Annotated in this window: 10 protein-coding genes; 2 read left to right on the top strand and 8 right to left on the bottom strand. The window is 62.3% G+C overall.

Going from position 1 to position 13,498, the window contains the following annotated elements; translation table 11 throughout:
• Nucleotides 1–36 precede the first annotated feature (36 nt).
• The 6 genes from KW062_RS10280 to KW062_RS10255 form a co-directional block, all read right to left on the bottom strand.
• Nucleotides 37–1,239, bottom strand: a complete 1,203-nt coding sequence (locus tag KW062_RS10280; protein WP_027620668.1) for an HlyD family efflux transporter periplasmic adaptor subunit — start codon at nt 1,237–1,239, stop codon at nt 37–39.
• A 10-nt stretch (nt 1,240–1,249) separates the two neighbouring features.
• Entirely contained in the window at nt 1,250–2,719 is a 1,470-nt protein-coding gene (locus KW062_RS10275) for an efflux transporter outer membrane subunit (RefSeq protein ID WP_105754741.1), read from the bottom strand.
• Nucleotides 2,716–3,189 (bottom strand): MarR family winged helix-turn-helix transcriptional regulator, encoded by a 474-nt coding sequence (locus tag KW062_RS10270; protein ID WP_105754742.1) that lies wholly within the window; start codon nt 3,187–3,189, stop codon nt 2,716–2,718. The genes KW062_RS10275 and KW062_RS10270 overlap by 4 nt, the downstream gene beginning before the upstream one ends.
• A gap of 248 nt (nt 3,190–3,437) precedes the next feature.
• A complete protein-coding gene (locus tag KW062_RS10265) occupies nt 3,438–7,109 on the bottom strand; it encodes a translocation/assembly module TamB domain-containing protein (protein ID WP_027620671.1) in 3,672 nt (1,223 codons plus the stop codon).
• A complete protein-coding gene (locus tag KW062_RS10260; RefSeq protein WP_027620672.1) occupies nt 7,106–8,833 on the bottom strand; it encodes an autotransporter assembly complex protein TamA in 1,728 nt (575 codons plus the stop codon). The genes KW062_RS10265 and KW062_RS10260 overlap by 4 nt, the downstream gene beginning before the upstream one ends.
• 65 nt (nt 8,834–8,898) lie before the next feature.
• Nucleotides 8,899–9,549: a GNAT family N-acetyltransferase gene (locus KW062_RS10255; RefSeq protein WP_027620673.1), complete on the bottom strand. Its 651-nt coding sequence runs from the start codon at nt 9,547–9,549 to the stop codon at nt 8,899–8,901.
• A gap of 230 nt (nt 9,550–9,779) precedes the next feature.
• On the opposite strand from KW062_RS10255, the gene xthA reads away from it, so the two are divergent.
• A complete protein-coding gene (xthA, locus tag KW062_RS10250; protein ID WP_027620675.1) occupies nt 9,780–10,592 on the top strand; it encodes an exodeoxyribonuclease III in 813 nt (270 codons plus the stop codon).
• 94 nt (nt 10,593–10,686) lie between these two features.
• The gene (locus tag KW062_RS10245) at nt 10,687–12,024 is read left to right on the top strand and encodes a substrate-binding domain-containing protein (protein WP_105754743.1); all 1,338 of its coding nucleotides are present in this window, start codon (nt 10,687–10,689) and stop codon (nt 12,022–12,024) included.
• A gap of 12 nt (nt 12,025–12,036) precedes the next feature.
• Here KW062_RS10245 and cobF read toward each other — a convergent pair whose 3' ends face one another.
• Both cobF and KW062_RS10235 read right to left on the bottom strand, forming a co-directional pair.
• Entirely contained in the window at nt 12,037–12,804 is a 768-nt protein-coding gene (gene cobF, locus KW062_RS10240; protein ID WP_027620677.1) for a precorrin-6A synthase (deacetylating), read from the bottom strand.
• 2 nt (nt 12,805–12,806) lie between these two features.
• Complete coding sequence (locus KW062_RS10235) at nt 12,807–13,388, bottom strand: histidine phosphatase family protein (protein WP_105754744.1); 582 nt, start codon at nt 13,386–13,388, stop codon at nt 12,807–12,809.
• Nucleotides 13,389–13,498: the final 110 nt, after the last annotated feature.

Raw genomic sequence — 13,498 nt, 5'->3', positions numbered from 1 at the left:
CGCCGCTTGCACGGCGCAACGAGCGGATTGGCGAACTCAACGCTGGGCGGTTTTGCTCAGGGCTGAACTGTTGTCATGGATCAGCCGGGCGATCATTGCGTCGGCATCCGCCAACTGGCGGTCATAGATGGTGGTGCTGAAGCTGGCCTTTTGCGGTGGCTGCTGGGCCAGTACCGGGCCACTCTGGTCGCGCAGGTCGACATTGACCAGGGTCGACAGGCCGACCCGCAATGGATGCTTGGCCAGTTGCTCGGCGTTGATGTGGATGCGCACCGGCACCCGCTGAACGATCTTGATCCAGTTGCCGGTGGCGTTTTGCGCCGGCAACAGGGCGAAGGCGCTGCCGGTACCGGCGCCGAGGCTGTCGATGGTGCCGCTGTACTTCACGGAGCTGCCATACAGGTCGGCCTCGATGTCCACCGGCTGGCCGATGCGCATGTCACGCAGTTGGGTTTCCTTGAAGTTGGCGTCGATCCACAACTGATCCAGCGGAATCACCGCCATCAACGCGGTGCCTGGCTGGACGCGCTGGCCCAGTTGCACGGTGCGCTTGGCGACATAACCAGTGACCGGTGCGATCAAGGTGCTGCGGGCATTGTTCAGGTAAGCCTGGCGCAACTGCGCAGCGGCGGCCTGGACGTCCGGGTGCGACGAGACTTCAGTGTCGTCGACCAGCGCACTGCTGGTCTTGAACTGTTGCTGTGCGTTGGCCAGGGCGTTTTGCGCCGAGGTCAGGTCATCGCGGGCATGGGACAGTTCTTCCTGGGAAATTGCCCCACCGGCGGCGAGATTTTTCCGACGATTGAAGTTTTCCTGAGCTTTCTGCACTTCGGCTTTCTGCGCGTTGACCTGAGCTTTCATGCCATCAACGTTGCTGTACAGGCCACGCACCTGGCGCACTGTACGCGCGAGGTTGGCCTGGGCACTCTGCAACCCGACCTCGGCGTCATTGGGGTCGAAGTTGACCAGCACCTGGCCTTCCTGCACCAGGTCGCCATCGTCGGCGCCAATGCTCACCACCGTGCCAGTCACCAGCGGGGTGATTTCCACCACGTTGCCGTTGACGTAGGCGTCGTCGGTGCTCTCGTTCCAACGGCCGTAGAAGTGATGCCAGCCCCAGACGCCGAGGCTCGCGACGATCACCAGGATCGCCAGCAGGGTCAGCATCAACTTGCGTTTGCCGGGATTGCCCGTGTCGGGGGTATTTTCTGTTATTGGGGTGTTCTGCACGTTGGCCATGACCAATACCTTAATGATGGGTGCGCGTGGCGGGCGCCGGAGATGGGCTGGCCACGGCCAGGTTGTCGCTCTGGAATCCGCCACCCAGGGCCTGCATCAATTGAATCGACAGATCGATCTGCTCGGCGTTCAGATTGGCCAACTGACGTTGCGCGCCGAGCAACTGCTGCTCGATGCTCAGCACGTCCAGGTAGTTGCCGACCCCTGAGCCGTAGCGCTCGAGCACGGTGTTGTAGGACGCCTGGGCAATGTCCGTGGCGTGCTGCTGCGCGACGATCTGCCGACCGACATCACGCAGTTGGGAAATGCTGTCGCTGACATCACCGAGGGCCTTGACCAGGCTCTTGTTGTATTGCGCCACCGCCAGGTCGTAATCGGCGTCCTTGGCGTCGAGGTCGGCGCGCAGGCGGCCGCCGTCGAAGATCGGCAGGGAAATGGTCGGCGCGACATTAAGGAAGCGCGAGGTCGAGCCAAACACCGCGTTGCCCATCAGCGACTCGAAACCGGCTGCCGCGCTGAGGTTGAGGTTGGGATAAAAGGTGGTCTTGCCGGCATCGATACTTTTGCTCGCTGCCTCGACCCGCCAGCGCGCCGCCACCAGGTCCGGGCGACGGCCGAGCAACTCGGCGGGCAGCACCGACGGCAGGGCCACGGCACTGGCTTGCAGGATGTTCGGCCGGGCAATTTCGTTGCCGCGATCCGGGCCTTTGCCCAGCAACACCGCGAGGGCAATTTTTGCGCTCTGCAGGTTTTTCTCGGCATCGATCAAAGACGCCTGGGAGCTGGCTTCGAGGCTCTGGTTTTGCTGGTACTGGTAGAGGCTGTCGATACCCGAACTCAGCCGGCGCTGGCTCAGGCTGAGTAACTGCTGAGTGCGCTTGAGGTCTTCGCTGGCCAGGTCATGAACGATATAGGCCTGGCCCAAATTGCTGTAGGCGCGGGCGACATCGGCGGCCAGGGTCAACTGCGCGGCCTGCTGGTCAATCTGCGCCGCGCGGGCCTGGCCCAATGCAGCTTCCCAGGCGTCGCGCTGGCCGCCCCACAAATCGAAGGTGTAATTGAACGTGGCGCCGAGGCTGCGCATGGTGTCGTATCGATCACCTTGCAGAGTCGGATCCTGGTACTGCGCCAGTCGCTCACGGCGAATTCCGGCGCTGGCATCCAGGGTCGGCATCCGCGCGGCATCCGCGGCACCGGCGGCAGCGCTGGCCTGATGGGCACGGGCGCTGGCGATCTGCATGTCCGGGCTGTCGCGCAGGGCTTCACGAATCAGACCGTCGAGCTGCGGATCGCCAAGGCTGGTCCACCAGTCGCTTTTCGGCCAGGCCGCCGGTGACAGGGCCACGCCATTCAGGGAGTGCCCGGCCTGCAGCGATTGCGCCTGCAGGCTCACACCTTCGGTGTTCAAGCCGCTGTAGTTGGCGCAGCCGGCCAGGCTCATGGCCATCAGCACCAGACCAAGCCGCGTCGTCATGCTCATTGATCACCTACCCGCAGCACGGTGATGGGATCGCCGGCGGCCAAGAGAATTTTCTTCAGGATCGCTTCCAGGGTCTGCAACTCCTCGCTGTCGAGGGCGCCGGCCAACTGGTTCATGGCGTTGACGCCGATCTCCGGCAACTTGTCGGCCAGCGCCTGGCCTTCTTCGGTCAAGGCCAGACGCACCAGGCGGCGGTCATCCGCGCAGCGCTTGCGCAGCAACAGGTCCTTCTGCTCCAGGCGGTCGAGCATGCGGGTCATCGAGCCGCTGTCCAGGGACAGGTGGCGGCACAGCTCGGCCGGGGTGTCGACGCCAAACTGGGCAATGATGATCATCACCTTGAACTGCGCGGCGGTGATGCCGTGGGGTTCCATGTGGGTGTCGATGATCCGGTCCTTGAGCAGGGCCGCGCGCCCGAGCAGCAGGCCGAGGTGGCAATTTTGAAAGTTGTCCGGCGAGAAATGTTTCATCTGGCGACTCGATAGCTGCCTAGGCAGTGAATATATGTCCAGATGTTACTGCCTAGGCAGTGAATGTCAAATGAATTAGTTAGCAGGCTTTGTAATTAACTGGAAATCGCCCACGGCAAAACGACAACGGGCCCAGGTTCAATGGAAGGAAGTTCCGTTGAACCCGGGCCCGTTGGGGTTGCGCGCACTCAACACACGCACGTTATCGTTGAGGTTTTTCGCGAGCAGGCTCGCTCCTACAAAAGCCGTTAGAAGTCGCGCTTGTAGAAGATATCCAGGGAACTGGCGATGCCGCTGGCAGCCTCCAGGTAGACCTTCTTGCTCAGTTTGTAGCGCAAGGCAATGGTGTTGGCCGGCTCGAAGACCCCGACCCCATAACGCAAGCTGAGCTTCTCGGTGATATCGCCGCTGGCGACCACGCTGGTGGTGGTGCCGCTGCCTTCGGTGTCGAGTTGGAAGTCCTGGATCCCGAGGTTTTTCGCCAGGCTGCCGGTCAGGTCGGAACTGCCCATCAGGCCCAGGCCCAGGGCGGCCTGCGCCAGCATGTTGTTGTCTTCACCGTTGGTACTGAGCGGACGCCCAAGCACCAGGTAGGACAACGCCTGCTCCTGGCTCATCGCCGGCTCGGAGAAGATCTGCGTCGTCGGCTGCTCGGCGCTGCCGCTCAGGCGGATCCCGGCAATCACATCGTCGGTCTGGCGCACGGCCTCGATGTCGAGGTACGGCTGGTCGATCGGCCCGGCGAACAGAAGACGTGCACGGCGTACCGTCAGGCGCTGGCCGTAGGCACGGTAGCGACCGTCGTTGAGCCACAGCTCGCCACGGGTGTCCATGTTGTCGCCGATGTGCACATGGCCCTGCAGATTGGCCGTGAGACCAAATCCGGCAAAGCTCAGTTTGTCTTCGCCTACGATCACTTCGATGTCCATGGCCATCGCCATCGGTGGCTTACCCTCCTCGGTCTGGTGACCGACGATCACCGTGTCATCGGAGACTTTGACCGTCGACGGCGGCAGTTCGCGCACGGTGATCTCGCCCTTGGGCACCAGCACCTTGCCGGTGATCGCCAACTTGTCTTCCTTGATCGAAATCTTCAGGTCCGGTGCTACTTCCAGAGCCGCGTAAGGTTCAACGCTGACCGGCAACTGCGCGCCCTTGAGATTCAGGTCCACCACCAGCGCCTGGCCCCAGGCGACGTGACCGTCCAGGCGGCCCTGCCCGGTCTTGCCGCTTTTCCAGCCGCCGTTGAGCTGCACGCTCTCACCCGCAATCTGTGCCTGCAATTGCAAGGCTTCGACACGTGTCGGCAGTTGCGGCCCGGAAACTTCACCGTCGACCAGGTTCAAGTTGCCGTTGACCTGCGGTGCCAACAGTCCACCGGACAAGGTGCCGCTGCCGTTCAAGTGGCCGGAGAGTTTCTCCACCATCGGTACAAATGGCCGCGCCACCGACAGGTCCAAGCCACTGAGGCGGAACGAGCCGCTCAGGGGTTTGTTTTTCGGCAGCGGGTTGATCTGCGCCTGGACCATCAGTTCGCCGAGCTTGCCGCCGACAAATTCCAGCTGGCTGTCGATGCGCTTGGGGTTGAGGGTACTGCTGAGTTTCAGGGTCTGATACGGGAAGTCCAGCCACTGGTCTTTCTCCTTGATACGCAGGGTGCCGCCGCTGGCATCCACCAGCACCTGGCCTTTCGGGCCGCTGGCCGGCAAGTCCAGTTGCACATCGGCGTTGAGCTTGCCCTGCCAGGCGAAATCCTTGGGCAGCCATTGCGCCAGGCTGTCGATGGGGAATTGCTTGAGGTGGTAACGCAGTTTCGGCTCGGGCATCAGGCGCTGATCCTCGCCACACAAACTGGCCGCACCGGACATCCAGCAGTGAGCGCCGAAGGTCAGCTTGCCGTCGGCCAACCGCTCAATTTTTGCCGGACCTTGCAGTTGCCAATCCTGGCCACCGGCCTTGATGTCACCACTGGCCAGGCGCCCGCGCCAGTTGCCCTGGTCGAGGCCGCCATCCAGGCCCAAGGCCAGTTGCAGCAATGGGCCTTGCAGGTCCAGTTGCAGCTTCTGGTTCTTCAGCGTGCCCTCACCGCTGGCGGTCAAGGTGCCCAGAGCGTTGTCGCCGACTTCGATACCACTGCCCTTGAGCTCGATCTTCGCCCGCTGCGCACTGTCGAGAGTGGCATCGAGATTGAGGCTTTTCAGGCGATTGTCGTCGAACGCCAATTGCACACCCTGCAAATTGACCTTGCCCTGAGGCGCATGCAGCGTGCCGGCAACATCGACCCGACCATTGAGTTGCCCGCGCAGTTGCGGCCACAGCTGGCCGAGACGCGGGGCCTTGATGTCGATCTGGCCGCTGAGTTTGTCCTGCAGGCTGCCGCTGCCATCGATGCGGTTGTCACCGAGGCGGATTTGCAGGGCGTTGAGGTTCCAGCGCTCGCCGGCTCCGTCGGCCTTGGCTTGCAACACCGCCGGCTGACCACGCAGCTTGCCCTTGAGATCGAGGTCGGCGTTGAGGCTCAGGCGCTCGTTTTTCATCTCACCCTTGCTGCGCAGCGGGCCAGCGAGAGCCCCCGGTAGTTCCGCCAGCCAGTACGCCGGATTGATCGCCGACAGGTCGAGGGCGGTGTCCCAGGCAATGCCGTCGGCAAATTGCACCTTCACATGACCTTCGGCCTTGCCCTGCCCGGCTTCCAGCTTGAACTGCGGGAGGAAGATCTGACCGAGGTCGCCACTGAATGGGCTGCTCAGGCTGAACGCACCGGCGGGACCGTCCAGCGCGGCTTTGAAGTTGCCCAGGTAATTGCCGTCGCGGTATGACACTTCGCCATTGAAACTGCGCAGCGCCACTTCGGGCTCATCGATCAGCGGGTACAGGCGATGCCAGGGGAAGTCCAGCCAGTCGATCTTCGCATCGGCACTCAGGCCCTCGGACCAGTCGAGCTGGCCGCTGAGTTTGAGGTTCTGTTTGTCATTGGCCGTCAGGTCGAAAGCAGCGATCTGCGCGCCTTTGGCGTCGACCTTGCCTTGCAGCGATAAGGCGACCGGCCCGTCTTCGGCCGGCAAGCTGGCCTTGCCGAGCAGTTGATAGCCGTTTTTCAGGTCGCCATTGCCGGTGAGTTCGAGCTGATTGAGTTGCAGAGTGTCCGGCAGGTCGGCGCTGGCCTTGAAGCCATCGGCGGTGATGCGCACTGTGGCCGGCAGATTGTCTACCAGTGGTTGCAGTTCGCCAGTGAGGCGCCCTTGCAGGTAACCGCTGCTGTCGGCCGTCAGGTTGAGGGTTTTCAGCAGGTCGCCGTCGACCTTCAATGCCAGCGCCCACGGCTGTTCACCCGGTGCTGGCAACGTCAGCAGTCCGTTGGCGCTGAGGGGCCAGTTGCCGGTGGGTTGCAGCAGCCCGGACAACTCCAGCTTGAGGTCATCCCGTTGCAGGTGCAGGGATTCGATCTGCAAGCCCTGTGCGGTCCAGTGCGCGGCCAGTTGCAAGTCCTTGAGTTGCTCGCTGCCATCCAGGCGCAGGCTGCCGATTTGCACTTCACCCAGCTCGATGGCCAGTGGCAACTTCAGTTCAGGCAGGCTGATCGGGCCGCTGCTTGGCGTCTCGCTCGGAGCGAACTGCAGGATCACCTGCTCGGCTTTCAGTTGTTCGATGCACAGAGTCATGCGCGTCAGGCACAAAGGTGACCAGGCCAGCAACGGCTTGACCAGCTCGACCCGGTCGCCGCCCTGCTGCCACAGCAGATGATCGGCGCTCCATTGGCCGGCCAGGCGGCCCTGGAAATTCTCTACGCTGAGGCCCGGCACCTGGTTCAGCGCCCAGCGGCTACCAGCCTCGGTCCCCAACAAGGCGCCAACGCTCAACACCACCACGGCTACCAGCGCAACCAGCGCCAGCAGGGTTATTTTCACAGCACGCGTCACAGCTCAGGCCCCATGGAAAAGTGCAGACGAATTCCGCCGGGATCATCCAGCGCATGAGCCAGGTCAAGACGGATCGGGCCGACCGGGGACACCCAGCGCACTCCCACACCAACCCCGGTCTTGAGGTTCGGCAGTTCGAAATCGTTGAACGAGTTGCCCTGATCGACAAAGGTCGCCACGCGCCATTTTTCGGCCACCGAGTACTGGTACTCAACGCTGCCGGAGACCATGTAGCGACCACCGATACGATCGCCCTCGGAGTTTTCCGGGGACAGGCTCTGGTAGTCGTAGCCACGCACGCTCTGGTCGCCACCGGCAAAGAAGCGCAACGACGGCGGAATCGATTTATAGCCATTGGTGGCCGAGCCGCCGATCTGCGCCCGCGCCAGGAACCGATGGTTATCCAGCACTGTGGTCAGCCCCTTGACCAGCGCCGTGCCGTACAACAGGTTGTTGTCCGAACCCAGCCCTTCCTTGGCCACCTTGGTGTCGAATTGCAGGCGATAGCCGTTGTGCGGGTCGATGCGATTATCGCTGCGCAGGTAGGCGTAGCTGACGCCCGGCATCAGCAGGTTACTGATCCCCGAATCGTCGCCCAGGCGATATTCCTCGTGCTGCCACTTGAGCGAGATCACTCGCTGCCAGCCGCTGGGCAGCTTGCTGTGCCATTCCGGACCGAGGGTCAGCAGCTTGCTCAGGCTGTCGGTGTTGGCCAGTTCTTCATATTGATAGCCGCCGGCGAAGCGCAGCTTGTCAGTGAGCGGTGGATCCAGCGGTACGTCGTACCACAGGCCGACGTTCTGCCGTGGCGCCGACAGTTCCGCCTCCCAGCCATAACTGTGGCCTTCGGGATTGACCCAGTGGCGCGTCCAGTTGGCCTTGACCCGCGGCCCGACGTCGGTGGAGTAGCCGAGGCCCAGGCCCATGGTCCGCGGCTTGCGGGTATCCAGGGTGACCGCGACCGGGATCACGTCGTTGGCAGCACTGGTGGGCACTGCATCGACCCGCACCGACTCGAAATAGCCGCTCGATTGCAGCGCCTGGTTGAGTTCGGCGATCAACTCGGAATCGTAGGGTGCGCCGCTCTTGAACGGCACCATGCGCTGCAGAAGATCGTCGTCAAACGGCGTATCGCCGGTAAAACTGACCTTGCCCAGCGCATAGCGCGGACCGCTGTCGTACACCAGGTCGATGTCGGCGACACCGGCGCGCGGGTCGACCGAGAGTTTCTGGCTGGTAAACCGGCCGCTGAAGAAGCCAAAGCGCGAAGCCTGATTCTGGATCAGCCGCTTGGCATCGTCGTAATGACCGTGGTTGAGGACAGCGCCGGGCATGAGCACGCTGCTCTGGGGAATGCGAAAGGATTTGAGGGAGGCCGCCGGCCCTGTGACACGAATATTGACGTTGCGCAGGCGCACCGGTTCGCCGGGGTCGATGTTCAGCACCAGGCGCGGCGACTTGCCGTCCTTGACCGTACTTTCTATTTGCGGCTGGTAATAACCCAGGGCTTGGGCAGCCTTGCGCGCCTGCTCCTCGGCACCGCGACTGAAACGCAACAGCGCTTCTTCATCGCGGTCTCCGAGGTCGCCGATATAGCCCTCGATATTGGCCTTTAGCTCGTCGTTGGACGGTTTGATCCTGACGTCCAATTCACTTTGAGCCAGAGCGGCTGCGCTGCTGATGAGCACGAGCACGCCACTGGTAAATCTTCCTGGAAACTTCATAGTCGCGGATGCTATCACGAGCGTAGGAGCGTGATAGAGCGAACAATCCGAAGAAAAGTTCGGCGTTATCCCGTTGCGCTATGTAACACCTGCGGATTGGCGTGAAAAAAAACGTGCTCACGCACCGGCCCAACCGCCACCTCACCGATCTCCTCGTAGCCCTGACGCTGGTAGAACGCCAGGTAACGCGGGTTGCCGGTGTCGAGCACCACCCCCTGGGAATGCTCGTCCACAGCGCACCAGTTGTGTACCGCTTGCAGCAACTGCTCGCCGTAATGCTGACCCTGGAATTGCGGGTGAATACCCAACAATGGCAGGACATGCACTGAGTCCGAGGGCACGCAGGCAGCAACGGCGGCGTGGTACTCGAGGTAGCGCCGGGTGCAGCGCAAACCGGTACTGAGCACCATGCGCAGGCGCCAGGCCCAGCTTTCGGTAATCCCCAGGCGGCGCTGCGGTGGCGCAATCAGGGCGATGCCGATCAGTCGGTCGTTAACCAGCAGGCCGATGGCCGGCAGATCCTGCAGGAAGTGTTGCTTGACCAGCTCGCGCACCGTGGCCCGTACGCGCTGTTCATAGCCGGGACGCTCGGCTTCGAACAGGAACTTGAACGTCGGCTCGTGGCGGTAGGCCTGGTAGAGCAAGGACCGCGCTTCGCGCGAGTAGCCGCTGTCGAGCCGATGGATGTCGGCGGTGGCAGTCGAGGTTTCGGGCATGACGGTTGATCTCCCCTGGCGCGGCTCAAAGGGCCCGCTCTTGTTGGTACGAACCCGGCAATGCAGTAATCGTTCCCATGCCCGGAAACATTAGCAGGGCATTGGGGGGGCTGCCATGTGGGGCACCTTGAGGCCGGGTAGAGAACCTGTAGCCTCTGCCGGTAAGCACCCACCACTGGCCCCCGCCCCCCATGTCGGCTAGCATCGCAGTTTTGCCAGGACTGCCGACCATGAAGATCGTCTCGTTCAACATCAATGGCCTGCGCGCCCGCCCTCATCAACTGGCGGCACTGATCGAGAAGCATCAACCGGATGTCATCGGCCTGCAGGAAACCAAAGTCCATGACGACCAGTTCCCGTTGGCCGAAGTCCAGGCGCTGGGCTATCACGTGTACTACCACGGGCAGAAAGGCCATTACGGTGTGGCCATGCTGTCTCGCCAGGAGCCGCTGGCGATCCATAAAGGTTTCGCCAGCGATGAAGAAGACGCCCAGCGACGTTTCATCTGGGGCACGTTTGCCGATGCCGACGGCACCCCGATCACTATCATGAACGGCTATTTCCCACAGGGCGAAAGCCGCGACCACCCGACCAAGTTCCCGGCCAAAGCGCGCTTCTACAGCGATTTGCAGAACCTCCTGGAAAGCCAGTTCAGCAACGACCAACCACTGGTGGTGATGGGCGACGTCAACATTTCCCCCCAGGATTGCGACATCGGCATCGGCCCCGACAACATGAAACGCTGGCTGAAAACCGGCAAGTGCAGCTTCTTGCCGGAAGAACGCGAGTGGATGGAACGCTTGAAGAACTGGGGCCTGGTAGACAGCTTCCGCCATCTCAACCCGGACGTCGCCGATCGCTTCAGCTGGTTCGACTACCGCAGCCGAGGCTTCGAGGACGAGCCCAAGCGCGGCCTGCGCATCGACCTGATCCTCACGTCCAAGGCGTTGCTGCCGCGAATCAAGGATGCCGGCGTCGACTATGAGCTGCGTGGCCTGGAAAAACCCTCGGATCACGCACCGATCTGGCTGGAACTGAGCTGATCCGACGCGGCGAGTCACGGGTAAACCGTCATATTTCAGTAACCTGAATGTCTTATGGTCCCGGCACCTTCATTGCCCGCCAAGGTGCCGGCCCATGTTGCGCTTCATTTGCTCACTGCTGCTATGCAGCTCATTGGCCGTGCCCGCCCTGGCCACGCCATTGCCCATTCCCGTCGACGGCACCGTACTGCGCATCCAGGGCTCCAACACCATAGGCGCGGCGCTGGGGCCGGCGCTGGCCAAGGGCCTGATGCTTGAGCAAGGTTTGCTCAAGGTGCACAGCGTACCCGGGGGCAATGCCAACGAGCAGCAGGTCATCGGCCAGACCGCCGAAGGTCAGCCGGTGGTCATCGAAATTGCCGCCCATGGCTCAAGCACAGGCTTCACCGCCCTGAAAAACGCCAAAGCCGACCTCGCCGCCTCGTCGCGACCGATCAAGGACAGTGAACTGGTGGACCTCGACACCCTCGGCGACCTGAACAGCGCGGGCGCCGAACAAGTGATCGCCATCGACGGCCTGGCGATCATCCTGCACCCGCAAAATCCCCTGAACCAACTCAACACCGAGCAACTGGCGCGAATTTTCAGTGGCGACATCAGCACCTGGGAACAACTCGGCGGGATCGGCGGCGCGATCCACCTGTATGCGCGGGATGACCAATCCGGCACCTTCGACACCTTCAGGGAACTGGTGCTGAAAACCCGTGGCAAAACCCTGGCCAGCAGCGCCCGGCGCTTCGAGTCCAGCGAGCAACTGTCTGACGCCGTCAGCCAGGACCGCCAGGGTATCGGCTTCATCGGCCTGCCCTACGTGCGCCAGGCCAAAGCCGTGGCGATTGCCGACGGCGCCGCGCAACCGATGCTGCCGCTAACCCGCCTGATTGCCACCGAAGACTATCCGCTATCACGGCGCCTCTACCTGTACCTGCCGCCCGGCAACGACAATCCCTGGGCGCAAGCCCTGGTGCAATTTGCGCAAAGCCCGCAAGGCCAGGCGACAGTCGCAGCCAATGGATTTGTTGCACAGACCGTACAGGCCATGAGCGTTACGCCGAGCCAGCAGATGCCAGAGGGCTATCAGGCGCTCAGTGCCCAAGCGCAGCGGCTGACGGTTAATTTTCGTTTCGAGGAAGGCAGCGCCAGCCTCGACAACAAGGCCCGCGAGGATCTGTCACGAGTCCTCGACTACTTGCAGCAACACCGCAAGCTCGACCGCCAGGTAACGTTGGTGGGCTTTGGCGATGCCAAGGCCGATCCTCAACGCGCGGCCTTGCTGTCGAAGCTGCGGGCCATGGCTGTGCGGCGCGAGCTGGTGAAAGGTGGCGTGGTGTTTCGCGAGATCCGTGGCTTCGGCGCCGAGATGCCGGTGGCCGCCAACAGTGACGATGAAGGCCGGATCAAAAACCGCCGGGTCGAGGTCTGGGTTTACTGAGAGGCTGACCGGTCACGGCGTCGAGTCTGGCTTGCGGATCAGGTAAATGTCCATGATCCAGCCATGTTCCTGCCGCGCAGCTTTCCTCACCCGTTCGATTTCATCGGCCACGTCCTTGAGCTTGCCGGCGATGAGGATTTCATCCGGGGTACCCAGGTAAGCCCCCCAATAAATGTACTGCTCCTGATCGGCAAACTGATGGTAAGCGTCCTCGGCATCAAGCATCACCACCAGGCTGTCGGCATCACTCGCCTGCCCCGCCGCCAGCCGGCGCCCGGTGGTGATTTCGACGGATCGACCAATGCGATTCAAGGCCACCTGGTGCTGCGCCGCCAACGCCTGGATGCTGCTGATGCCGGGAATCACCTCGATTTCGAAGGTGCAGCGACCACCGTCAAGAATCGCCTGGAGAATGCGTAAGGTGCTGTCGTACAGCCCAGGATCACCCCAGACCAGAAAAGCCGCGCATTCGTTGTCGGCCATTTCTTCGTTGATCAGCCGCTCGAAGGTCTGCTGCTTGTCGCGGTTGAGTGCCGAAACGCTGGTTTGATAGTCGACATCACCGCGAACCCGCTCCGGGCTTTGCGCTTCGACAAAACGATAGCCGGGCTCAGTGATGTAGCGCTGGCAGATCTCCCGGCGCAGGTCGATCAGGCTGTCCTTGCTCGGTCCCTTGTCCATCAGGAAGAACACATCGACCCGGTTCAGCGCCTTGATCGCCTGCATCGTCAGGTAGTCAGGGTCTCCGGCGCCGATGCCGATCACCAACAGTCGCTTCATGCCTATAACTCCTCGGCGGGCTCGCCGCTGTCCATCAGGCGTAAGCGCCAGCGACCGTTGTGGCGCAGTTCGGTGGCGGACAGCGGCTCGATATCGATCATTTGAAATGCCGAAGGTGGACACTGCAAGACGTGCATCAGCGCCGCGCGAATCACCAGCGGATGGGTGATCGCCAGAAAATGGCCGGGGCTGCCGCCGAAGCTGTCGAGCCAGTGTCCGACCCGCTGGCGCAACTGGCCCAGCGATTCACCGTCGTGGGGTGTGGCGTCGGGATCGCTGAACCAGGCGTGCAACGCTTCGGGTTCATCCCGCTGCAAGTCATCGATACGCTTGCCGTGCCAGCGTCCGTAATCGTATTCATCCAGGGCCGGTACATGAAGCAGCTCGCCGCCGAACAATTCGCCGGTTTGGCGGATTCGTGTTTCACCGCCACCGAGCAACTGCGGGGCCCGCTTGAAGGCCTTTGCACGACTGCCCCTTGCGGCCTGCCAATCGATTTCCAGAGGCTCGTCGAGGGGAAACCGCGCCAGTTTCTGCGCGACGGTGCGGGCGTGACAAATCAGGGTCAATCGGGTTACCAGCACGCGGAATTACTCTTGGGCAGGGACAGGAAAAACTCGCCGAACGGCTAGCATAGTGCTGCGCCGTCAGGTGTTGTTCAACTACTATGGCGCACGGCCAACGGAGTTTGGTC

Origin of the sequence: Pseudomonas fluorescens (assembly GCF_019212185.1) — a bacterium.
Lineage (GTDB): Bacteria > Pseudomonadota > Gammaproteobacteria > Pseudomonadales > Pseudomonadaceae > Aquipseudomonas.
Note: the sequence above shows the minus strand (reverse complement) of the source record. Positions and strands in the feature narration are given on the sequence as shown.

Excerpts from the sequence above, each read along its gene's own strand:
- cobF (WP_027620677.1), bottom strand. The coding sequence starts at position 12,804 with ATGAAGCGACTGTTGGTGATCGGCATCGGCGCCGGAGACCCTGACTAC.
- KW062_RS10280 (WP_027620668.1), bottom strand. The coding sequence starts at position 1,239 with ATGGCCAACGTGCAGAACACCCCAATAACAGAAAATACCCCCGACACG.
- xthA (WP_027620675.1), top strand. The coding sequence starts at position 9,780 with ATGAAGATCGTCTCGTTCAACATCAATGGCCTGCGCGCCCGCCCTCAT.
- KW062_RS10270 (WP_105754742.1), bottom strand. The coding sequence starts at position 3,189 with ATGAAACATTTCTCGCCGGACAACTTTCAAAATTGCCACCTCGGCCTG.
- KW062_RS10245 (WP_105754743.1), top strand. The coding sequence starts at position 10,687 with ATGTTGCGCTTCATTTGCTCACTGCTGCTATGCAGCTCATTGGCCGTG.
- KW062_RS10260 (WP_027620672.1), bottom strand. The coding sequence starts at position 8,833 with ATGAAGTTTCCAGGAAGATTTACCAGTGGCGTGCTCGTGCTCATCAGC.
- KW062_RS10255 (WP_027620673.1), bottom strand. The coding sequence starts at position 9,549 with ATGCCCGAAACCTCGACTGCCACCGCCGACATCCATCGGCTCGACAGC.
- KW062_RS10275 (WP_105754741.1), bottom strand. The coding sequence starts at position 2,719 with ATGAGCATGACGACGCGGCTTGGTCTGGTGCTGATGGCCATGAGCCTG.